Origin of the sequence: Cellulosimicrobium sp. 4261, assembly GCF_040546915.1 — a bacterium.
GTDB classification, from domain to species: Bacteria; Actinomycetota; Actinomycetes; order Actinomycetales; family Cellulomonadaceae; genus Cellulosimicrobium; species Cellulosimicrobium cinnabarinum.
The window spans coordinates 156079-177957 of record NZ_JBEPOQ010000007.1 but is presented as its reverse complement, the minus strand read 5'-3'; the positions used below and the strand labels follow the sequence as shown (position 1 = coordinate 177957).

Annotated in this window: 17 protein-coding genes and 1 pseudogene; 15 read left to right on the top strand and 3 right to left on the bottom strand. The window is 73.1% G+C overall.

From position 1 onward, the window contains the following. Positions 1-70 precede the first annotated feature (70 nt). The 10 genes from ABIE39_RS11585 (at position 71) to ABIE39_RS11540 (ending at position 7196) form a co-directional block, all read left to right on the top strand. Positions 71-994, top strand: a complete 924-nt coding sequence (locus tag ABIE39_RS11585; RefSeq protein ID WP_354051843.1) for a dihydrodipicolinate synthase family protein — start codon at positions 71-73, stop codon at positions 992-994. Next, positions 987-2006 (top strand): ROK family protein, encoded by a 1020-nt coding sequence (locus ABIE39_RS11580; protein WP_354051841.1) that lies wholly within the window; start codon positions 987-989, stop codon positions 2004-2006. The genes ABIE39_RS11585 and ABIE39_RS11580 overlap by 8 nt, the downstream gene beginning before the upstream one ends. Further along, complete coding sequence (locus ABIE39_RS11575; RefSeq protein ID WP_354051839.1) at positions 2003-2719, top strand: N-acetylmannosamine-6-phosphate 2-epimerase; 717 nt, start codon at positions 2003-2005, stop codon at positions 2717-2719. The genes ABIE39_RS11580 and ABIE39_RS11575 overlap by 4 nt, the downstream gene beginning before the upstream one ends. A 279-nt stretch (positions 2720-2998) precedes the next feature. After that, positions 2999-4240, top strand: a complete 1242-nt coding sequence (gene sqr / locus ABIE39_RS11570; protein ID WP_354051837.1) for a type III sulfide quinone reductase, selenoprotein subtype — start codon at positions 2999-3001, stop codon at positions 4238-4240. A gap of 2 nt (positions 4241-4242) precedes the next feature. Further along, the gene (locus ABIE39_RS11565; RefSeq protein WP_354051836.1) at positions 4243-4557 is read left to right on the top strand and encodes a TusE/DsrC/DsvC family sulfur relay protein; all 315 of its coding nucleotides are present in this window, start codon (positions 4243-4245) and stop codon (positions 4555-4557) included. Between the two features lie 9 nt (positions 4558-4566). Continuing rightward, complete coding sequence (locus ABIE39_RS11560) at positions 4567-5106, top strand: DsrE/DsrF/DrsH-like family protein (protein WP_354051834.1); 540 nt, start codon at positions 4567-4569, stop codon at positions 5104-5106. Between the two features lie 256 nt (positions 5107-5362). After that, positions 5363-5815 carry a hypothetical protein gene (locus tag ABIE39_RS11555; protein ID WP_354051832.1) on the top strand — a complete coding sequence of 151 codons (453 nt, stop codon included), beginning with the start codon at positions 5363-5365 and terminating at the stop codon, positions 5813-5815. A 40-nt stretch (positions 5816-5855) separates the two neighbouring features. After that, positions 5856-6386, top strand: a complete 531-nt coding sequence (locus tag ABIE39_RS11550) for a flavodoxin family protein (protein WP_354051830.1) — start codon at positions 5856-5858, stop codon at positions 6384-6386. Continuing rightward, positions 6383-6685: a DUF1918 domain-containing protein gene (locus tag ABIE39_RS11545; RefSeq protein WP_354051828.1), complete on the top strand. Its 303-nt coding sequence runs from the start codon at positions 6383-6385 to the stop codon at positions 6683-6685. Before ABIE39_RS11550 ends, ABIE39_RS11545 begins: the two co-directional genes overlap by 4 nt. Before the next feature lie 52 nt (positions 6686-6737). Further along, positions 6738-7196: a hypothetical protein gene (locus ABIE39_RS11540; RefSeq protein ID WP_354051826.1), complete on the top strand. Its 459-nt coding sequence runs from the start codon at positions 6738-6740 to the stop codon at positions 7194-7196. A gap of 60 nt (positions 7197-7256) precedes the next feature. Here ABIE39_RS11540 and ABIE39_RS11535 read toward each other — a convergent pair whose 3' ends face one another. Beyond that, on the bottom strand, positions 7257-7517 hold the full coding sequence (locus tag ABIE39_RS11535; RefSeq protein WP_354051825.1) for a helix-turn-helix domain-containing protein: 261 nt from the start codon (positions 7515-7517) through the stop codon (positions 7257-7259). 334 nt (positions 7518-7851) lie between these two features. On the opposite strand from ABIE39_RS11535, the pseudogene ABIE39_RS11530 reads away from it, so the two are divergent. Beyond that, positions 7852-8132: pseudogene (locus tag ABIE39_RS11530) on the top strand (dsRBD fold-containing protein). 30 nt (positions 8133-8162) lie between these two features. Then, the gene (locus ABIE39_RS11525; RefSeq protein ID WP_354051823.1) at positions 8163-8462 is read left to right on the top strand and encodes a hypothetical protein; all 300 of its coding nucleotides are present in this window, start codon (positions 8163-8165) and stop codon (positions 8460-8462) included. A 291-nt stretch (positions 8463-8753) separates the two neighbouring features. Here ABIE39_RS11525 and ABIE39_RS11520 read toward each other — a convergent pair whose 3' ends face one another. Beyond that, on the bottom strand, positions 8754-9269 hold the full coding sequence (locus ABIE39_RS11520) for a mycothiol transferase (RefSeq protein ID WP_354051821.1): 516 nt from the start codon (positions 9267-9269) through the stop codon (positions 8754-8756). 190 nt (positions 9270-9459) lie between these two features. On the opposite strand from ABIE39_RS11520, the gene ABIE39_RS11515 reads away from it, so the two are divergent. Both ABIE39_RS11515 and ABIE39_RS11510 read left to right on the top strand, forming a co-directional pair. Next, a complete protein-coding gene (locus tag ABIE39_RS11515; protein WP_354051819.1) occupies positions 9460-11331 on the top strand; it encodes a cation:proton antiporter in 1872 nt (623 codons plus the stop codon). A 47-nt stretch (positions 11332-11378) separates the two neighbouring features. Further along, entirely contained in the window at positions 11379-12197 is an 819-nt protein-coding gene (locus ABIE39_RS11510; protein WP_354051818.1) for a MerR family transcriptional regulator, read from the top strand. On the opposite strand, the gene ABIE39_RS11505 is transcribed toward ABIE39_RS11510, so the two are convergent. Continuing rightward, positions 12113-13846: a helix-turn-helix transcriptional regulator gene (locus ABIE39_RS11505; RefSeq protein ID WP_354051816.1), complete on the bottom strand. Its 1734-nt coding sequence runs from the start codon at positions 13844-13846 to the stop codon at positions 12113-12115. The genes ABIE39_RS11510 and ABIE39_RS11505 overlap by 85 nt on opposite strands. A gap of 390 nt (positions 13847-14236) precedes the next feature. Here ABIE39_RS11505 and ABIE39_RS11500 point away from each other — a divergent pair, with 390 nt between their 5' ends. Next, positions 14237-21820, top strand: a complete 7584-nt coding sequence (locus tag ABIE39_RS11500; protein WP_354051814.1) for a CLIPPER-2 domain-containing protein — start codon at positions 14237-14239, stop codon at positions 21818-21820. The last annotated feature ends 59 nt before the right edge of the window (positions 21821-21879 follow it).

Here is a 21879-nt window from a genome sequence, read left to right as displayed (position 1 = left end):
CGCCGCGCCCCTCGCGACGCGGGGCACCACCCAGACCGAACCATCGCTGAACCCAGAACCGGAGCTCCTCGTGACCACCCCCTTCCGCGGGATCGTCCCGCCCGTCCTCACCCCGCTCACGACCGAGGGCGAGGTCGACGTCGCGTCCCTCGAGCGTCTCGTGGACCACCTCGTCACCGAGGGCGTGCACGGGCTGTTCGTGCTCGGGTCGACCGGCGAGGTCGCCTACCTCACCGACGCGCAGCGCGACGTCGTCGTGCGGACCGTCGTGCGCGCGGCCGCCGGTCGCGTGCCGGTCATGGGCGGCGCCATCGACCTGACGACGGCGCGCGTCGTCGAGCAGGCGAAGGCGCTCGTGGCGGGCGGGGTGGACGCGGTCGTCGCGACGGCCCCCGTCTACGCGCTCAACGACCTCGACGAGATCGAGCGCCACCTGCGCGCCGTCGCGGCCGCCGTGGACGTGCCGCTGTTCGCGTACGACATCCCGGTGCGCGTGCGGACGAAGCTGCCCGCGGACCTGCTCGTCCGGCTCGGCACCGAGGGTGTCCTCGCGGGCGTCAAGGACTCGTCGGGCGACGACGTCGCGTTCCGCCGCCTCGTCGCCGCCAACGCGGCGGCCGGCTCGCCCCTCGTGCTCTTCACGGGGCACGAGGTCGTGGTCGACGGGATGCTGCTGCTCGGCGCCGACGGCGTCGTGCCCGGCCTCGCGAACGTCGACGCGGGCGGGTACGTGCGCCTGTGGGACCTCGCCCAGGCCGGGAAGTGGGACGATGCCCGGGTGGAGCAGGACCGTATCGCCGCGCTGTTCGAGATCGTGTTCCAGGCCCGCGGCCGCTCGGGCGACGCCGCGGGCGTCGGGGCGTTCAAGGTGTCCGCGCAGCGCCAGGGGCTCATCGAGACCGCGACGCTCGCGTACCCCGTCGAGCCGCTCGCGGACGACGTCGTCGCGCGCGTCGAGGAGATCACGCGCGCCGCGGGGCTCCTGCGTGGCTGACGCCTCCCCGGTCGCCGCGGCGCCGACGGTCGCCGCGGCGCCGACGGTCGTCGTCGGCGTCGACCTCGGCGGCACCAAGACGGCCGCGGCGACCGTCGCGGCCGACGGGACCCTCGGTCCCGTGCTCGCCGTGCCGACCCCGGCCGCGGGCGGCCCCGACGCGGTGCTCGACGCCGTCGCCGGGGTCGTGCGCGAGGTCGTCGCCGCGCTGCCGGGCGCGGCGCGCCTGCGCGCGCTCGGGGTCGGCACGGCCGGCGTGGTCGACGTCGGTCGCGGCGTGATCGTCTCCGCGACCGACACCCTGCCCGGCTGGCCCGGGACCGACGTCGCGGGCGGCCTGCGCCGCCGGCTCGCCGACCTCGCTGAGGTCCCCGACCTGCCCGTGTTCGTCGAGAACGACGTCGACGCGCACGCCGCCGGCGAGGTGTGGCGCGGCGCCGCCGCCGGCGCGCGCAGCGCGCTGCTCGTCGCCGTCGGGACCGGCGTGGGGGGCGCCGTCGTGCTCGACGGGCGTCCCCTGCGCGGCGCGCACCACGTCGCGGGGGAGCTGGGACACGTGCCGGTCCCCGGTGCGGAGCTGCTGCGCTGCCCGTGCGGACGCACCGGCCACCTGGAGGCGATCGGGGCGGGCCCGGCCGTCCACCGCCGCTACCTCGCGCTCGGCGGGGACGCGACCAGCCCCGACACGCGCGACGTCGTCGCCCGGGCCGACGCGGGCGACGAGCTCGCGGCCTCGGTCGTGCGCGACGCCGCCCGCGCCGTGGGCCGCGCCGTCGCCGGGGTCGTCACCGTGCTCGACCCGGAGGTGGTCGTCGTCGGCGGCGGCATGGCCGGCGCGGGCGACCTGTGGTGGTCCGCGCTCGAGGACGCGCTGCGCGCGGAGGTCGTCGACGTGCTCGCCGACCTGCCGCTGCGGCCCGCCGCGCTCGGGAACGTCGCGGCGGTCGTCGGCGCGGCGCGCGGCGCGTGGAACCTGCTGGACGACCGCACGACCGACGGAGGGGCGCGATGAGCGCGGAGCAGCACGACCGGACCCCCTGGACGCGCGAGCGCGTCCTCGACGCGATGCGCGGACGCCTCACCGTGTCCTGCCAGGCCTACCCCGGCGAGCCCCTGCGCGACCCGCGCACGACCGCGCAGATGGCGCGCGCCGTCGTCGCCGGGGGCGCGGCCGCCGTCCGCGTGCAGGGCCTGGACGACGTCGCGGCCGTCGTCGCGGCGGTCGACGTGCCCGTCGTCGGGCTGTGGAAGGACGGCGACGGCGGCGTCTTCATCACCCCGACCCTCCGCCACGCCGTCGCGGTCGCGGACGCGGGCGCGCACGTCGTCGCGCTCGACGGCACGCGCCGGCCCCGCCCCGACGGACTCACGCTCGCCGAGACCGTCGCGCGCCTGCGCGAGACGACCGACGCGCTCGTCATGGCGGACTGCGGGTCGCTCGACGACGCGCTCGCCGCCCAGGACGCGGGCGTCGACCTGCTCGGCACGACCCTCTCCGGCTACACCGGCGAGCGGCCCCGGACCGACGGTCCGGACCTCGCGCTCGTCGACGAGATGGTCGCCGCCTGCACCCTCCCGGTCGTCGTCGAGGGTCGCGTGCACACCCCCGCCCAGGCCGCGGAAGCGATGGCGCACGGCGCGTTCGCCGTGTGCGTGGGCACCGCGATCACCCACCCCACGACCCTCACCTCCTGGTTCGTCGACGCGGTGGCGCCGCCCGTCTGACGCGGTGCGGCAACAGGTCTCCTCGAGGCGGCCGGGCAGGATCTCCGTCGAGGCGCCCTCGGCCCCACGGCCGGTGTGCACGCCAGGTCAATCCTGTGTGTGCTGCTGTCCCGAGCCTACGACGACGCAGGATGACCGCGCCCGACGCCTTCGGGGGTCGAGTACTGGCCTTCTGGCGTCTGGTACCCGAAATACGCACCCAGCGCGCGGGACCTTCGGCACTGGGGTCAGGATCGCGAACGCAGAATCCTGAGAGCATCGACGACGATCGGAGCCCTCATGAATCGTCTGGTGATCCTCGGGGCCGGCACCGCGGGAACGATGGCGGCCAACCGTCTACGTCGCCGCCTGCCGCGCGACTGGTCCGTCACGGTCGTCGACCGCGACGACATGCATCTGTACCAGCCGGGCCTGTTGTTTCTGCCGTTCGGGGTCTACGAGCCGCACGACCTGCTGCGGCCGCGTGATCGCTTCTTGCGCGACGTCGAGCTCGTCCTCGCCGAGGTCGAGCGCGTCGACGCCGACGCCTCGCACGTCCGTCTCCGCGACGGCCGCACGCTGGGATACGACCTGCTCGTGATCGCGACCGGTACCTCGCCGCGCCCCGATCAGACCCCCGGCATGACGGGCGCGGCGTGGCGACGCAGCATCTTCGACTTCTTCACGCTCGACGGCGCGCTCGCACTGCGTGACACGCTCGAACGATGGCCCGGCGGCAGGCTCGTCGTCCACGTCACAGAGATGCCGATCAAGTGTCCGGTCGCTCCTCTCGAGTTCTCGTTCCTCGCCGACGCGTTCTTCGCCGAGCGCGGGACGCGCAGCAGCGTGGACCTCACCTACGTGACGCCGCTCGAGGGGGCCTTCACCAAGCCGGTAGCCTCGGAGCACCTGGGCGCGATGCTCGCCGAGCGGGACATCGCCGTGGAACCGGACTTCGTCGTCGACCACGTGGACCCCGATTCCCGGCTCCTCGTCTCCGTGGACGACCGTGAGATCCCGTTCGACCTGCTCGTGACCGTGCCCTTGAACATGGGCGACGAGCTCGTCGCGCGCTCGGGACTGGGCGACGAGCTCAACTACGTGCCCGTGGACAGGTACACCCTGCAGTCGCGCGCGCACGCTGACGTGTTCGCGATCGGGGATGCCAACGACATCCCGGCATCGAAGGCCGGGTCGGTGGCGCACTTCTCCATGGACGGCTTCGTCGAGAACATCGTCGACCACGTCCGCGGGCGGCCCATGACGCACCGGTTCGATGGCCACGCCAACTGCTTCGTGGAGTCGGGACACGGCAAGGGCCTGCTCATCGACTTCAACTACGACACCGAACCGCTGCCCGGGGTCTACCCGTACCCGCGGATCGGCCCGCTCAGCCTGCTCAAGGAGACCCGCGCCAACCACCTGGGAAAACTCGCGTTCCGGCACCTGTACTGGAACGTGCTGCTCCCCGGGCGGTCGATGCCGGTCCCGTCGCTGATGTCCATGGCCGGCAAGGAGACTGCCAGCACCCAGGGGAGGTAACCATGCCCACGATCGAGATCCACGACAAGACCGTCCACGTCGACGACGAGGGATTCCTTACCGAGTACGGCGAGTGGGACGAGGACGTCGCGCGCGCCCTGGCGCAGCAGATCGGCGTGGAGCTGACCGACCGACACTGGGACGTCGTGCGCTTCCTGCGTCAGGACTACGCCGAACGCGGCGAGACCGCGACCACCCGGCGTGTGGATGTCGTCGGCCACGTCCCCGTCAAGGAGCAGTTCGCGCTGTTCCCGAAGAAGCCCGGCAAGAAGATGGCCTACGTCGCCGGGCTGCCCAAGCCGCACGGCTGCGTCTGAGAGGTCACCATGACCACCACCGACCGTCCCGCTATCGCCATCGTCCCGAACTTCGACGACGAGGACGAGGCGGGCCGCAAGCTCGCCATCATCTGTTCCAAGGGCAACCTCGACATGGCCTACCCGGGCCTGATCCTCGGCAACGCCGCTCTCGGCGAGGGCGTCGAGACCCACCTGTTCTTCACGTTCTGGGGCTTCGACATGATCATGCGCTCGCGCGCCGACGATCTGTCCTTCTCCCCGGTCGCGAACACCGCGATGCACCTGCCGATCAAGGACGTGCGCCTACCGCAGGCTCTGGCCCCGGTGCCGGGAATCAGCGCCATGACGACTCGCATGATGAAGAAGCAGATGGAGGATCTCGGTATCCCCTCGGTACCGGAGTTCCTCGACCAGATCGTCGCCGCCGGCGGCCACCTGTGGGCCTGTCGGCTCACGGCCGAGATGCAGAAGCTCGACGCGTCCGACTTCCGCGAGGACATCGAGGGCGTGATCAGCGCCGCCGACTTCATCGACAAGACGGCAGGCGCACAGCTGCTGTTCATCTAGGCCCGCCGGTTGCGGAGGCGAGGTCGACGCCGTGCGCCGCTGGATCGTGCTCTGCGCCATGGCCGAGGCGGTCGGGATGACGGCCTCGGCCGCCGCCGCACGCGCCGGCACGGCGCTCGTCACAGCCGGCAGAAGCAGCGTGCTGGCGTGGACGGTCGCAGTCCTTGGAGGGCTCGTCGAAGGCGTCGCCCTGGGACTCGCCCAGCGAGCCGCACTCACCCCTGTCGCACCCAAGCTGAACCGGCGCCGCTGGCTCATGGTGACCGTTGCCGTCGCGGGGCTCGGGTGGGTGGTCGGCTCCGCGCCCTCGGTCCTCGCCACGGACGACGGGGCGACCGCACCGGGACCGGTCGCCGCGCTGGTCGGTGCCGCCGCTCTCGGCCTCGCCATGGGTGCGGTCCTCGGCGCGGCTCAGTCCTGGGTGATGCGACCGGCCGCCCAGCACGCGTGGCGCTGGGTCGGTATCAGCGCTGCGGCGTGGACCCCCGCGATGGCCGTGATCTTCACCGGAGCGAGCGTCGCCCCTGCCGAGTGGCCATGGGGAGGGGTCGTGCTCTTGGGGACGGCGACCGGCGCGGTCGCCGGCGCCGTGCTCGGCGCGGTCTGCGGCGCTCTCGCTCCCGCACTGACGGCGCCGCAGCCGTCCCCCGCCGTCGTCCGGACGGAGCCGAAGGGCTCTACCGGCCCCCGGCGCACCCGCTCACCCTGAGAAGACGACAACTCACGACGCGCACACCACGGAGGACGTCATGGACATGATCGTGGTCTACGAGACCCACTTCGGGCAGACCCGCGAGGTCGCCGAGGCCGTCGCCGACGGTGCGCGACAGGCTGGGGCGGACGCGGAAGCCGTCGAGCTCGCTACCGCCGACCCCGACGTCGTGGCGCGGGCCGGGCTGCTGGTCGTGGGCGCGCCGACGCACGTGCGTGGCATGAGCCGGCCCTGGACGCGGGGCCGGGCGCACGCCCAGGAGGTCGGCACCCAGGGTGAGATCCCTGAGGGAGTGCGCGAATGGCTCGCGACGCTGCCCGAGGTGGACGGCCGCCCTGCCGCCGCCTTCGACACCCGCCTGCGCTCCCCCGCTGCCGGTGGCGCGGCGCACGGCATGGTGCGTGGACTGCGACGCCACGGCTTCACCGTGATCGTCGACGGCGAGGGTTTCGTCGTCGACGGCGCAGAAGGGCCGCTCGGCGCCGGCGAGGCGGACCGCGCACGAGCCTGGGGTCGGAAGCTCGCGCGCACCATGACCGCGCCGCGCCGGACGGAGGCCCGGCCATGACCCGCGCTGCCCCGGGGGACCGGATCATCGTGCGATGCGGCCGGATCGGCGGCCACGACCGCGACGGCGAGGTTCTCGAGGCCCGCGGACCGGGCGGGGGCCCGCCCTTCCTCGTGCGCTGGTCGGACGACGGCCACGTGTCGCTGTTCTTCCCTGGACCCGACACCGTCGTCCATGACGGGCTCAGCCGGAACGGCCCTAGCCTGGCGGCGATTGCTCGCGCTCGACTGGTGATGGAGCGTCCGAGCCCAGCCTCCCGGCGTGCGTCGGAGCCGGACGGCTCTGGGACTGCTCGCTGAGCACCAGGGAAGGACTCGCGTCATGAGCCGATCAAGGAGCAACGACAACACCGTGCCGCGGCGAGGGGCCCGACCTTCTCTCTCTGCGCGTCGCGGCGGCTACGTCGCCGCCGCGCTGATCGACGGGGCACTGCTGGTCTTCATCCACGTCTGGCCAGGGTGGCAGGTGGTGCCGTTCCTGACGACGGAGATCGTCGAGGTGCTCCCGGCCGTGAACGCCACCCTGGTCGTGGGCATCGCCGCCCACACGGTATACGTCCTGGCCGACCCGCCGTGGCTGCGCGCGCTTGGTGACATCATCGTCACCGGCGTCGGGGTCGTCGCCCTCGTGACGTTGTGGCGCGTCTTCCCGTTCGTCTTCTCCGAGGAGGGCTTCGACTGGACGCTCGTGGTTCGCGTCATGCTGGCGCTCGGCGTCCTGGGGAGTGTGGTCGCCATGATCGTCTCGACGGTGGAACTCCTGCGGCCCACCACGACCGATGCCGACAGACCTGGGCCGGTGCTCCGCTGAAGGGCAGCGCCCCGATGCCGCGCCCGGGCCTTCGCGGACCGAGGCCGCTCACCCGGGACGCTACCCGAGGAGCCTCGTGGCTAGCACCGCCGCCTGGGTCCGGGACTCGAGATCAAGCTTCGTCAGGAGGTTGGAGACGTAGTTCTTCACCGTCTTCTCGGACAAGAACAGCTTGCTCGCGGTCTGGCGGTTCGTCGGACCCTCGGCGATCGCCGTCAGGACGTTGAGCTCCTGCTCGCTCAGCGCCGCCAATGCCGGCTCCTGTGCAGGGCCGGCCCTCAGTCGCTCGAGAACGCGCGACGTCAGGGCGGGGTCGATCAACGCTGGCCCGCGGCCACCCTCCGCACGGCATCCACCATGTCCGATCCGGTGATGACACAACCTCGTGATCATCAAGAAGGTACACGCGTACCTGCTCCGTCGTTCTGTCGTACTCCTGCTCCTGAGGTCCTTCCACTCCCGGGACGGCGAGGAGTGCGCCCGTCGCAGGGTGGACGACCCCATCGCTCGGAGCAACCACGTCCCGTGCCGCTGAGGTGCCTGAGGACTGCCGCCAGGTGTGACCTTCTTCCCTACGGCGCGAACGCGACCGGCGCGAGCCTGAGACGAGACAGCGCACCGGTCCACGGACGATCACAGAGAGGTAGAAGTGGTCATGAGTCACACCTGGAGCATCACCGTCCACCTGTTCGACGCCGACGACATCGAACCCCAAGGCGCGATGACGACTGCTCATGCCGTTCTGACGACCTCGAGCGGGTCCACGCTCAAGGTGCACGGTCGAGCTCGTCGCAGCCCCGGCGACACCCCCGTCAGGGCGGTCGGGAGGAACTCGCCACGGCGCGCGCACTACGAGATCTCGCAGACCGGCGGCTGCGAGCGACCTCGAACGGCATCGCAGCGATCGAGCATCAACCGATCCAGCTCATGGGTTGACTGCCCGCCGGGAACGGAGAGGTGACCGTCATGACCGCCCGCACCAGACGGTGGCACGGCCCCGGTGCAGCCCTCCTCGTAGCAGTCCTCCTCCTTCTCGGAGCCTGCGCGGCCGGTCCCAACGTCGTGGCGAACCCCGGTGGCTACGGCTTCTGGTGGGGCCTGTGGCAAGGCATCATCCTGCCGGTCACGTTCATCGTCTCGCTCTTCACCGACACGGTGAGCATCTACGAGGTCGACAACAACGGAGGCTGGTACGACTTCGGTTTCGTTCTGGGCATCGCGATGTTCTCCGGACCTGCGATCGCGATCGGCGGTCGCAGATCCTGACAGCGGCACTGCTCATCTGGCCGGCGGGCTCGTAGCCTCGGCGGCGCAAACGGTCGTCCTCCGCCATCTGGACGGCCGCGCCGGACACCCACGTCGTACTCGGCGGATGGTGTGCGAGCGGTCGCCCGCACACCGATCCAGCCGTTGTCGAGCGTTGATGCGGCTCTCGGCTTTGCTGACTTGTTCGAGAGTTGCTCGCGAACGTCGTGCCCGTCTCGGGCAGCGTGGACTTCGAGGGCTTTCGCAGACTTCGCCATGGTCCCGCGACTCGCTCGGCGATCCGGCGCTGCGTCAGGCGCGCCCGGTGCGGTCGAGCACCCCTCGGAGGTAGGCGGCCTGGCCCGCATGCTCGAGGGCGTCCACCGCGACGCTCACGAGCCGGACGCCCAGCGTCACGGGCGGGTCCCACGCCTCGTCGACGACCCGGTCGAGGTCGTCGGCGGTGAGGGACGCGAGCACGTCGCGGGACTCGACCTGGACCGCGTGGACGTAGCCGAGCAGCAGGTCGTCGCGCGCACGGACACGGGCGACGTCGTCGGCCGACTGCCCGTAGCCGGTCGCGCCGTCGTCGAACGGCAGGTCGAACCGGCGGGCCCACCCGTCGCGCGTCCACACCTGGTCCCGCCCGACGGCGCTCGCGACCTGGGCGTCCTGCCCGCGCGCGAGGTGCCACGCGAGCCACGCGATCGTGTTGGCGCCCGGGTCGACGCGCGCGGTGAGCGCGTCCTCGCCGAGGCCGTCGACCGCGCGCGTCGCGGTCGGCCCGATCCTCCCGAACAGGTCCTCCAGCACGGTGATCGCGTCCACGGTCCTCCCTCTCCTCGGGTGCCGGGCGGTCTGCCGCCCCTGGCAGCGTCTCCGGACAGCAGGATGCTCGCGACCGGAGGCGCAGAGACGGCTCCACCGGACCTGCACGGCCCGACGGCGTCCCGGCGGCTAGCGTGGGGGCGTCCCGCGCGCGCCGACCCGGGCGCGGCGCCGGTTCCCGGAGGTGCAGATGGAGTTCCCGTTCAGCCTGACCGAGGAGCAGATCCTCTCCCTCATCGTCGTCGGGACGCTCGCGGTCGTCGCGATCGTCGGGGTCAACGCGCTTGCCCCGAAGGCCGGCGTCGCCGCGCCGCTCGTGCTCGTCGCGGTCGGCGTCGTCGTGAGCTTCGTGCCCGCCGTCCCCGAGATCGAGTTCGAGCCCGAGTGGATCCTCGCCGGGATCCTGCCACCGCTCCTCTACTCGGCGGCCGTCGGCCTGCCCACGATGGACTTCCGGCGGGACTTCACCGCGATCAGCGGCCTGTCCGTCGTGCTCGTCCTGCTGAGCACCGCGCTCCTCGGCTACCTCTTCACCTGGCTCATCCCGGGCATCCCGCTCGCGGCGGGCTTCGCGCTCGGCGCCATCGTCAGCCCGACCGACGCCGTCGCGACGTCCATCGTCAAACGGCTCGGCGCGTCACCACGCGTCGTGACGCTGCTCGAGGGCGAGAGCCTGCTCAACGACGCGTCCGCTCTCGTGCTCCTGCGCTCCGCCATCGCCGGGATCGGGATCGCCGTCGCGACCGGGGAGTCCGCCACGCGGGTGTCGCTGTGGTCGGTCGCGGGCGACTTCGTGCTCGCCGTCGTCGTCGCCGTGCTCGTCGGGTTCCTCGTCGGCTTCCTCGGCCTGTTCGTCCGGCGCCGCCTCGCCAACCCTGCGCTGAGCACCGCGGTGTCCTTCGTCGTGCCGTTCCTCGCCTACCTGCCGTCGGAGGAGCTCGGCGCGTCGGGCCTCGTCGCGGTCGTCACCGCGGGCCTCGTCACCGGCAACGGCGCTGCGAAGTACCTGCGCCCCCAGCACCGGCTCGCCGAGGAGTCGAACTGGCGGACCGTCGAGCTCCTGCTCGAGGGCACCGTCTTCCTCCTCATGGGGCTCGAGCTGTTCGCGCTCGTCACCGACGTCCAGGAGGCGCACGGCAGCCTGTGGCGCGCGGTCGGCATCGCGGCGCTCGCGGCCGTCGTCATCCTCGTCGTGCGCTCCGCGTACGTCGCGACGCTCCTGCGCTCCCTCGCGCGGCGCGCGCGGCGGGGGGAGTCGATGCGCGGCGTCATCGCGGGCATGCAGGAGAAGCTCGACGCGCGCTTCGCGGCCGACGGCACGCCCGTCGCGCCGACCGTGCCCGCGGCGGCCAAGCCGGCGCCCGGGACGCCGGAGCGTCGCGGCGCCGAGATGGTCGCCAAGGCGCCCCCGGAGCGGGTGGGCCGGCTGCGGTCGTCGCTGCGTCGTCGTGCCGCCGACATCGACTACCTGACGGCCGAGCGGCTCGGGTGGCGCGAGGGCACGCTCCTCGTGTGGGCAGGCATGCGCGGCGTCGTGACGCTCGCCGCGGCGCAGACCCTGCCGCTCGACACCCCGCAGCGCTCGTTCCTCGTGCTCGTCGCGTTCGGGGTCGCGGCCGGGACGCTCGTCGTGCAGGGCGGCACGCTCCCGTGGGTCGTGCGTCGCCTCGGCCTCTCGGGCGGGTCCACGCGTGCCGACGAGGACCGCGGCGCCGTGCGCGCCGAGCTCGACGGCGCTGCCGTGGCCGTGATCGACGCGCCCGACCTCCGCCGTGCCGACGGCACCACCTACGACGGTGACGTCGTCGCCCGCGTGCGCCGCGACGTCGTGCGCGAGCTCGAGAACCGAGACACCGACGCCGCGACGTCGGCCGACCTGTTCGCGCAGTACAAGGAGCTGCGGCTCCGGGCGATCGCGGCGCAGCGCGTCGCGCTGCTCGACGCGCGCACGTCGGGCGCGTACAGCTCGCAGGCGCTGCGGCACGCGCTCGACCTGCTGGACGCCGAGCAGATCGACCTCGAGCTCCGCCGTGGCCCGTACGTGCCCGGCGACGACGACTAAGCCGACCCCTTGCGGCTGCCCCTGGGGAAGGCCCTAGCGTCGCGGGCATGGACGAGTACACGACGGGTCAGGTGGCGCGCGCCACGGGGCTGAGCGAGAAGGCGGTCCGCCTGTACGCGGACCGGGGGCTGCTCGACGCTCGCCGCACGACCGCGGACGGACCGCGGCTGCTCGACGGCGGCCAGGTGGAGCGTGCCCGCCTGGTCCGGCTCCTGCGGGGCGTCGGGCTGTCGCTCGCCGAGGTGGGCGACGTGCTCGCCGCGCCCGACCCCGTCCCCGCGTTCGACGCCGTGTGGAGCGCCCGCCGCTCGGCGCTCGCGGCGTCGCTGACCGCGGGGGAGTACGTGCGGTCCGCGCTCGTCGGGGAGCCGCACCTGGACGTCCTCGTGCGGCGGCGCCACGTGCCCGAGCGCCTCGTGCTCGGGACCGAGCGCCGCGCGACGCTCGCCGAGCTGCCGACCGTGCTGCCCGAGGCGACCGGAGCGCTCTTCGCCGTGCTGCGCGCGGCCGACGTCCCCCTCGCCGGGCACCCGTACGTTGAGTTGCACGAGCGCGCGACCGAGGGGTACGCCGCCCGCCTCACGCTGCGGGTGCCGGTCCCCGCGGCCGTGCGACCGCCGTCGGGCTTCGCCCTCACGACGGACGACGCGCACGAGGAGGCGTACGTCGCGCTGACGGCCGCGGAGGCCCGCGACCAGGAGCGCCTGGTGCTCGTGCACGACTACCTGGCGTCCGGGCGGGCGCTCGCGGGCGGTGCGCCCGCGGGAGACGACCGGGAGGTCTACCTGCCGACCTGGGAGGCGGGCGGTCCCGGCCCGGTGATGGAGGTCGCAGTCCCGGTCGCGGGACGCCGACCCGGGGCGTAGCGCCGCTCCGACCGCCCGACGGCCTCCCCCCGGGCCGCGGCGAGGATCCCTGCCTCCTGCGCGACCGCGACGGCCTCGCGTCGGCTCGACACCCCGAGCTTGCGGTACAGCGTGCGGATCTGGGTGCGGATGGTGTTCACCGACACGTTGAACCGCGCCGCCGTCTGCTCGGCCGTGTAGCCCTCGCTGAGCGACCGCAGCACCTTCCGCTCGCGGGGGGAGAGCCGGCTCGCCAGCGTGACCGGGGGAGTGTTGCGCGCCTCGACGGCGCCCCGGGGCAGCACGTCCGCGGTGTCCGCGAGCTCGGCGAGCGCGCGCCGCTCGTCCGGCTCGAGCGCGAGGAACGGGGCGGCGTGCTCGGGGGAGGACCGCAACCGCAGGGCCTTCTGGAACCAGCTCCGCGCGCGGTCCTCGCGCCCGGCGCGCAGGTGGGCGACGGCGAGGACGACGTGCAGGTCGAGCGCGTCGGCCGGTGACAGCGACGTCTGGTGGATGGCGGACGAGGCGACCCCGATCGCCTCGTAGTGCTCGCCCACCGACAGGTGGGCCCAGGCGTGGTGGTTCGCCAGCCACTCGGTCGTATCGTCCTCGGACCCGTGCGCCAGGTGCAGCACGCGGCCCGCGCCGCCGGCGCGCAGGAGCAGCTTCGCCTCGGCCCGCAGGAGCAGCCGCCCGACGAACGACCCCGGGTCGGGGTCGACCATGCCGTGCACGAGGCGCACCTGGTCCAGCTCCCGCAAGCCGTGGAGGGGATCGCCGTAGAAGGCCGCGTGGCTGGCACGCGCGGACGCCAGGAACGCCCAGAGCTCACCGACGGCCGGCGAGGTCGGGTCGGTGGCCCGCAGGATCCTCTGCGCCGTCGCCGCGTCGCCCTCGTGGATCGCGAGGTGCGCCCGCGCGAGCGCCTCGCCGTGCACGTGCGCCGCCGCGATCCACGAGGGGAACGGTGCGGCGTCGCGGACCACGGCGAGCTGCTCGCGCGCGAGGTCGTGGTGCCCCCGGTAGGCGGACAGGAGCGCCAGGTTCGATGCCGCGCTCACCCGCGCGAAGTGGCCGTGGGGCTCGTCGCCCGCCTCGTCGGCCGCGCGACGCAGGTGCTGGATCGCCGGGTCGGTCGCGCCGGACAGCATCGCGGTGATCCCGCGCTGCGCGCTCAGCCAGCCCGGCCGCGCGTCCGGGCGCCCCGCTGTCCAGGGCAGCGGGCCTCCCGCCATGAGGAGCGTCGTGCGCTGCTCGACCCACGTGCCGATCCGCGTCGAGGCGTCGTGGTCGCGGCGGTGCCGCAGGCCCACGACGGCCGCGGTGCCGGCCGAGAGGACGTCGTGCAGGCGGGTGAACCCGTTGAGCCGCCTGCTGTGGCGGAGTCCGGCCCGGGAGTAGTGCCGCAGCAGGCGCGACATGCTGCGCTCGTCGTCGCGCTGGTGGTCGCGGCGTCTCTGGGCGAGGAGCACGAGGTGCGCGAGGCGCGGGCGGCGGTCGAGCACCTCGGGAGGGACGCGTGCGAGCGCTGTCAGGAGCTCGCGCGCGAAGCGGTCGGGGAGCTCGTACCAGAGCACGTCGAACGCGGTCTCCACGCCGTCGAGGTCGCCCGCGTCGAGCGCCCGGAGGATCTCCTCGCTGCTCCACGGGACATCTCTGGCGCCTGTCATAGCCGTGATCCTGACGGACGTGCCGAGTTCTGCAAGCGCGTCTCGCGGCGCCGGGTGAATTCCTTCACGGAACTGGTGATGGGATGGGTGATTTCCCAGGTCACGCTCGTCATGGGCCTCGGTGGCACGGGTCCTATGGGGTGACGACCGTGCACGCGAGGGGCGCGTGCGCACGACGAAGGGGACCCCATGCAAGGTTTCGAGCGAGACGCCGCGGCCGCGGCAGGCGGGCGACCCGCCAGGCACGCGGCACCCCGCGGCGCCCGGCACGCCCGCACCGGTTCGTGGTGGCGAGGAGCGCGTGCACGACGCCTGATCGGTGGCGTCACGGCCCTGGTCCTTGGAGGCGCGGGGCTCACGGCCGCGGCGCTGCCCGCGACGGCGGCGACCGTGTACGAGCTCGAGGGGTCCTGGGCGGAGAGCACGCCCGCCACGCTCGAGACCGGTGACGCGGTGTCACCGACGTGGTGGTTCAACCTCAACGACGACGCGGCGGCCCCCGGCAACGCGCCGGTGGAGAACGTCACGGTGACGATCACGGCTCAGGGCGCGGTGTTCGACGCGCTCCCGCCCGCGTGCCTGGTGGACGGCGCGGACCCCGCGTCGAGCGTCTCCGAGGACGGTTCGACGCTCGTGTGCAACGTCGGGACGCAGACCGAGGGCACGGCGTTCTCGCTGACGACGCCGATGCGTGTGACGGCCGTGACCGGGGAGACCGTGAGCGCGGGCGCGACGATCGCCGACCAGCAGACGTCGCTGCCCGAGCTGCCCGTGCAGAACGGGTTCGTGCAGGACATCCACTGGGTGGAGAGCGTCTTCGGGAGCACGCGCAACGACACGTCCCGCGACTTCACGTTCAACTGGACGCTGTTCCACGGCGCGAACAGCCCCGCCGGCCAGGACCCCGTCAGCTACGACCTCACGGTGTCCAACAGCCTGGGCGCGGTCACGCAGGTCGGGCCGCAGGCGTGCTCGGCGTTCACGAGCGGGGCGGCGAGCGGTCACCCGTGGTCGGGCGGGACGCACGACGCGAGCCAGGTGGCGCCGTCGGTCGGATCCTGCACGCTCACGCGCAACAGCTCGACGTCGTACACGCTGACGCTGGCCGGGATCGACTACAGCCACACGCAGGTGCCGACGACGGACTCTGCCGGGAACCCGCTGCCGACGGACCGCGTGGCGGTCGCGTCCGGGCAGATCCAGCTGCGGGTCGTCACGACGGCGGGCTCGGGGCAGATCTCGGTCACGTCCAGCGCACCGACCTACACCGCGGTCGACGGGCAGTCGGCGAACGACGACCCCGCGAACAACACCACGGCGAAGAACTGGACGACGGGCATCTGGTCGCACGCGTGGCAGCCCTCCTACACGGGGTCGAGCGCGAGCGTGTGGACCGACACCTACCGGGTCGCCCCGGAGTCGGAGCTCGGCTCGGCGGTCCGCGTGCTCTACCCGAACGTCCAGAACCAGAACTCCACCCAGGGCGGTCTGTGCCAGGTGCTGGACACGCGGTACGTCGAGTTCACGGGCGCCCTCACGCGCTTCGACGACGGGACGACGGGTGAGCCGGCCGGCCTGCCCGTGGCCTACTACGTCGGCACCTCGGCGCTGGTGAACCCCGCGAGCGGGTCCTACAACCCGAACGCGTTCACGTGCGACGGGACGACCGGATGGACCACGACCCGCCCTGCGGACCTGTCGACCGTCAAGGCTGTCCGGGCCACCTACTCGATGACGGCCGCTCGCTGGCAGCGCACCCTCGTCCTGCAGGTGACGCAGCAGCTCCTGCCCAGCGCCGAGGTCGGCCAGGACGTGTGGAGCTGGGGGTCGTACATCAACCCCTCGTCCGCCACGAACGCCTGGGCGAACCCGGCCCGTTCGACCTCACCTGCCGACGCCGGGCCGTCCGCGACGCTGACCCCGGACGCGCGCTACCCGTACGCGGTGGGCGGGCGTGACATCGTGCGGATCGTCGGCGTCACGCCGGACGTGGCGAAGTCGGTGCTCCCGACGACGGTCGACCCGGGCGGGCAGGCGACGTACACGCTGAGCTACTCCGCGAACGGGACCGGGGCGGTCGCTCCGACCGTGGACGACTACCAGCTCGTGGACACGCTGCCGCTCGGCGCGACGTACGTCGCGGGCTCCGCGAGCCCCGAGCCGGTCGCCACGACGAACGGCTCCGGCCAGCAGGTCCTCACCTGGACCCTGGACGGGGTGCCCACGAACGCTCCCCAGTCGCTGACCTACGACGTGGAGTACGCCGACGACGTCGAGGGCGGCGAGCGGCTGGTCAACACCGTCACCGCCTCGGCCGAGGGCGTGCAGTCGGACTCCGCGACCGCGACGGTCGTGGTCAACGAGTCCGGGCTGACCAGGATCATCAAGACCGCGGACCAGGCGTTCATCCCCAACCTCGCCGGCGACGGCGCGGGCGCGGGCTCGTGGACCGTGCTGGTGCGCTCCGAGGATCCCCTCCCGCAGGAGTTCGTCGACGTGATCGACATCCTCCCGTACGTGGGTGACGGCCGCGGGACCGCGTTCTCGGGCTCGTACCGGCTCGACGGCCCGGTGACCTCCTCGGTCGGGGGGACCGTCTACTACACGACCGCCGACCCCGCGACGCTCACCGACGACCCGGCCGACGCCACGAACGGCTCGGCGGGCAGCACCACCGGCAACACCGTGGGGTGGAGCACCACGTACACCCCCGACGCCACCGCGGTGCGCGTCATCACCGGCGCCCTCGCGGCGCGGGGCGAGCTGACGCTCGACGTCCCGGTCGTGACCGACGGCATGGTCGGTGGCGACGTCCTCGTGAACCGCGCGCAGGGCCGTGCGGAGAACACGCGCCTCGTCATGCGCACGTCGGCGTCGACCTCGATCGCGAACTACTACTCGGCGTCGCTGAAGAAGTACGTGCAGGACGCGGACGGCGAGTGGCGCGACGCGAACGACCCGCTGGACTACCCGCGGTTCCGCGTCGGCGACACGGTCCGCTACCGGATCGTCGTGGAGAACACGGGTCAGGGCACCCTGACGAACGTCGCGGTCTCCGACGACCTGCAGCCGGAGCTCGGGTCGTTCACGATCGAGTCCCTCGCCCCGGGAGCGACCGAGAGCCACGAGTTCGAGATCGAGCTCACCGAGCCCGTCGCCGACTCCGTCGTCAACACGGCGTGCGCGGACGCGGACGTGCCGGCGGACTCGGGCGTCGAGCCCACGATCAACTGCGACCCGGCCGGGTTCGTCGTCGTCGGCACGCCGACGCACACCAAGGAGGTCGTCTCGGCCACACCGGTCGGCGACGGCCGGTGGGAGGTCGTGTACGAGGTCGTCGTGTCGAACACGCAGACCCCGTCGACGACCTACTCCCTGACGGACGCGCTGCACTTCACCGACCAGGCGACGATCGTCTCCGCGACGGTGACGCAGGCGCCCGACGGCGTCGTCCTCGCCGACCCGGCGTGGGACGGCCAGGGCAACACCCTGGTCGCGGCAGACGTACCGCTGGCCGGGAACGACGACGAGGGCTACGCCCCGCACGTCTACCGCGTCACCGTCCTCGCCGACGTGCCGCTGCAGCTCGACGGTGCCGGCTCCGGCGCCGACGCCCCGACCGCCTGCCCCGCCGAGGGGTCGGACGCGGACCAGGGGTTCAACAACACCTCCGGGCTGACCGGCCCCGAGGGGGAGACGGAGGAGGACCAGGCGTGCGCGCCGATCCCGTCGATCGACATCGCGAAGACGGTCTCCGCGGGCCCGACGCCGAACGGTGACGGGACGTGGACGGTGACGTACGACGTCGTCGCGACGAACGCGGGCGCTGCCGACGGCACCTACGAGGTGACGGACCGGATGACGGCCGACGGTGACCTCGAGGTCCGCTCGGGCGCCGTCGTCACCGCCCCGGACGGTGTGACGCCGAACGCGGCGTGGACGGGCCTGGGTGCCGAGGGCGCCCCGGAGAACGTCATCGCCTCCGGCGTCGTCCTGCCCGCGGGCGGGACGCACACCTACCAGGTCGAGGTCGTGCTGGGGATCGCCGAGGGCGTCGAGGGCGTGCCGGTGATCACGCCGTGCTCGGCCGAGCCCGGCGCCTCTCCGGGCGGTCTCTCGAACGCGGCGACGGTCGAGCACAACGACCTGACCGACGACGCGACGGCGTGCGTGGCGATCGCGTACATCGTCGTCGACAAGTCGATCAGCGCGGGCCCGACACCGAACGGCGACGGGACCTGGACGATCGTCTACGACGTCGTGGCCGAGAACGTCGGCGGCGAGTCGGGCGAGTACGACGTGTTCGACCGCCTGCACTACGGCGACGGCATCGAGATCCTCGACGCCGCGGTCACCACGGCCCCCGACGGGGTCGAGACGAACGCGGGCTGGACCGGCCGGGGCGCTGAGACGTCCGACCCGGAGAACCTCGTCGCGTCCGGCGTCGAGCTCGCCGCGGGGGCGACGCACACCTACCAGGTCGAGGTCACGGTCCAGATGGACGAGGCCACGATCGACCCGGCGGACCTGCAGTGCCCGCCGCCCGGGTCGGGTGCGAACGGTGGCCTGGCGAACTCGGCGAGCCTGGACCACAACGGGATCGTGGCCGAGGACGGCGTGTGCGCGTCGCTGCCGCTGATCGGCATCGAGAAGTCGATCTCGGCGGGTCCGACGCCGAACGGCGACGGGACCTGGACGATCACCTACGACCTGGTCGCCGCCAACACCGGGCAGGCCGCCGGTGACTACGACGTGGTCGACCGGCTGCTGTACGGCGAGGGCGTCGTCGTGGAGTCGGCCGCCATCACCTCGGCACCTGACGGTGTCGAGCCCGAGACAGGCTGGACCGGTCAAGGAGCGGCCGGTTCGGCCGACAACCTGGTCGCGGCGGGCGTCACGCTGGACGCGGGCGCGACGCACACGTACCAGGTGCAGGTCGTCGTCTCCCTCGACCGGGAGGTCGTGACCCCGGAGGCGTTGCAGTGCCCGGAGCCCGGCTCGGGCGAGAACGGCGGGCTGGCGAACGCCACCGAGCTCACGCACAACGGTGAGACCCGGGGCGACGACGTGTGCGCCACCCTGCCGCTCGTCGACGTCACCAAGACGGTCTCCGCGGGCCCGACGCCGAACGGTGACGGGACGTGGACGGTGACCTACGACGTCGTCGCGACGAACTCCGGCGCGGCCGACGGCATCTACGACGTCACCGACCGCATGACGGCCGACGGCGACATCACCGTCGTCTCCGGCGCGATCGTCTCGACGCCGGAGGGTGTCGAGCCGAACGGCTCGTGGACGGGTCTGGGCGCCGAGGGCGCGCCGGAGAACGTCATCGCCACCGGGGTGAACCTGCCCGCCGGCGCGGCCCACACGTACCAGGTGCAGGTCGTCATCGCGCTGGCCGAGGGTACGGAGGGCGCTCCCGCGGTCACCGACTGCGCCGCCCCCGGCACGGGGGAGGACGGCGGCCTGTCGAACTCCGCCGGGATCGACCACAACGGCATCCCGGACTCGGACGAGGCGTGCGTGACGATCTCGGCGATCACGGTCGACAAGACCGTGTCGGCCGGTCCCACGCCGAACGGGGACGGCACGTGGACGATCGTCTACGACGTCGTGGCCGAGAACGTCGGTGGCGCGGCGGGCGAGTACGACGTGTTCGACCGCCTGCACTACGGCGACGGCATCGAGATCCTCGACGCCGCGGTCACCACGGCCCCCGACGGGGTCGAGACGAACGCGGGCTGGACCGGCCGGGGCGCTGAGACGTCCGACCCGGAGAACCTCGTCGCGTCCGGCGTCGAGCTCGCCGCGGGCGCGACGCACACCTACCAGGTCGAGGTCACGGTCCAGATGGACGAGGCCACGATCGACCCGGTGAACCTGCAGTGCCCGCCGCCCGGGTCGGGCGGGAACGGCGGCCTGGCGAACTCGACCGGCCTGGACCACAACGGGGTCGTCGTCGAGGACGAGGCGTGCGCGTCGCTGCCGCTGATCGAGTTCGACAAGTCGATCTCGGCGGGCCCGACGGGCAACGGTGACGGGACGTGGACGATCACCTACGACCTGGTCGCCACCAACACCGGCCAGGCCGCGGGCGACTACGACCTCGTGGACCAGCTGCTCTACGGCGAGGGGATCGTCGTCGAGTCGGCGTCGGTCGCCACGGCGCCCGAGGGCGTCGAGACGAACGCGGGCTGGACCGGTCAGGGCGCTGCGGGCTCGCAGGAGAACGTGGTCGCCACGGCGGCCACGCTCGAGGCCGGTGCCACGCACACCTATCAGGTGCAGGTCGTGGTCTCGCTCGATGCCGCGACGGTCACGCCGGACACGCTCGCGTGCCCCGAGCCGGGGTCAGGTGAGACCGGCGGTCTCGCCAACGCCGGCGCGCTGACGCACAACGGCGAGACGCAGGACGACGACGTGTGCGCCACCCTGCCGCTGATCGACATCACCAAGTCCCTCGCGGGCGCGGTGACGCCGGTCGAGGGCGAGGACGGCGTGTACGACGTGGTCTACGAGGTCACGGTGACCAACCGGGGTCCCGGAGCCGGCACGTACGACCTCGACGACGCGCTCGCGCCGGGCGAGGGCGTGACGGTCGTGGGCGTCCAGGGCGTCGTCACCGACACCCCCGGATCGGTCGGTGTCAACGAGGCTTTCGACGGCCTCGACGACACCCGGATCGTCACGGGCCAGGCCATCAGCGGTGCCACCACAGCCCCCGTGGTGCACACCTACACCGTCACGGTGCGGTACGCCGCCGACCTGACGGACGTCACGATCCCGGACACCGACGTGTGCACCACGGAGGAGGGCACCGTGCCGGGCGGCCTGAACAACGTCGCGACGGTGGACTGGAACGGGAACGAGGGCAGCGACGACGAGTGCGTGCGTCCGGGCAAGCCCACCCTCGACAAGGCGCTGGTCTCCGCGCGACCGGCCGGCGACGGGACGTGGGAGGTCGTCTACGACCTCACCGTCGGCAACGTCGGCGGGGAGGCCACGACCTACGACCTGGACGACGAGCTGCTCTTCGCCCCGGTCGTCACCGTCGACTCGGTCGCGGTGACCGGTCCGGACGGCGTCACCCTGAACGACGGGTTCGACGGGGACGCCGACCGGCGGATCGCGACCGACGTCGTGATCGGCGGCCTGGACGACGAGGGGTACGCCCCGCACGTCTACCGCGTCACCGTGGTCGCCTCCGTGCCGCTGCACTTCACGGACGTGGAGGACGACGGCACGGGCTCGCCCGCGTGCACCGCGGCCCCCGGGGGGAACCTCACCGAGCAGGGGCTGAACAACGCGGCGACGCTCACGGACGAGACCGGCGGGACGCAGACCGACACCGACTGCGCCCCCGTGCCCTCCATCGACATCACCAAGACGATGGACGGCACGCCGGTCGCGGGTGCCGACGGGTCGTGGACGGTGGCCTACACCGTCACCGCCACGAACGACGGCGCGGCCGCCGGGGTCTACGACCTCACCGACCGCCTGCGCTACGGCGCCGGCATCGAGGTCCGGACCGCGAAGGTCACCGCGGCGCCCGACGGTGTCACGCCGTCGGGCTCGTGGACGGGCCAGGGCGCGGAAGGCGACCCGGCCAACGTCGTGGCGACCGGCGTGAGCCTCGCCGCGGGGGCGGTCCACACCTACCGGGTGGAGGTCGTCGCGACCCTCGACACGGAGCAGGCGGACGACACCACGTTCACCTGTCCCGAGCCGGGCACCGACGGCAGCGGCGGGTTCGCGAACACTGCCGGGATCGGGCACAACGGGCTGACCGACGCCGCCCAGGCGTGCGCGACGCCTGACCGACCCGGCGACCCGGGCACGCCGGGCAAGCCCGGCGGCCCGCTGGCCACGACCGGCGCGACGCTGGCGTGGGTCGCCGGCGGGGCGGCGCTCCTGCTGCTCCTCGGCCTCCTGGCCCTGGCCGCGGCCCGGCGTCGGCACGCCGTCGACTGACGGCGCGACGAGGAAGGCCCTGCCCACGACCGTCCCCACCGGTCGTGGGCAGGGCTGTT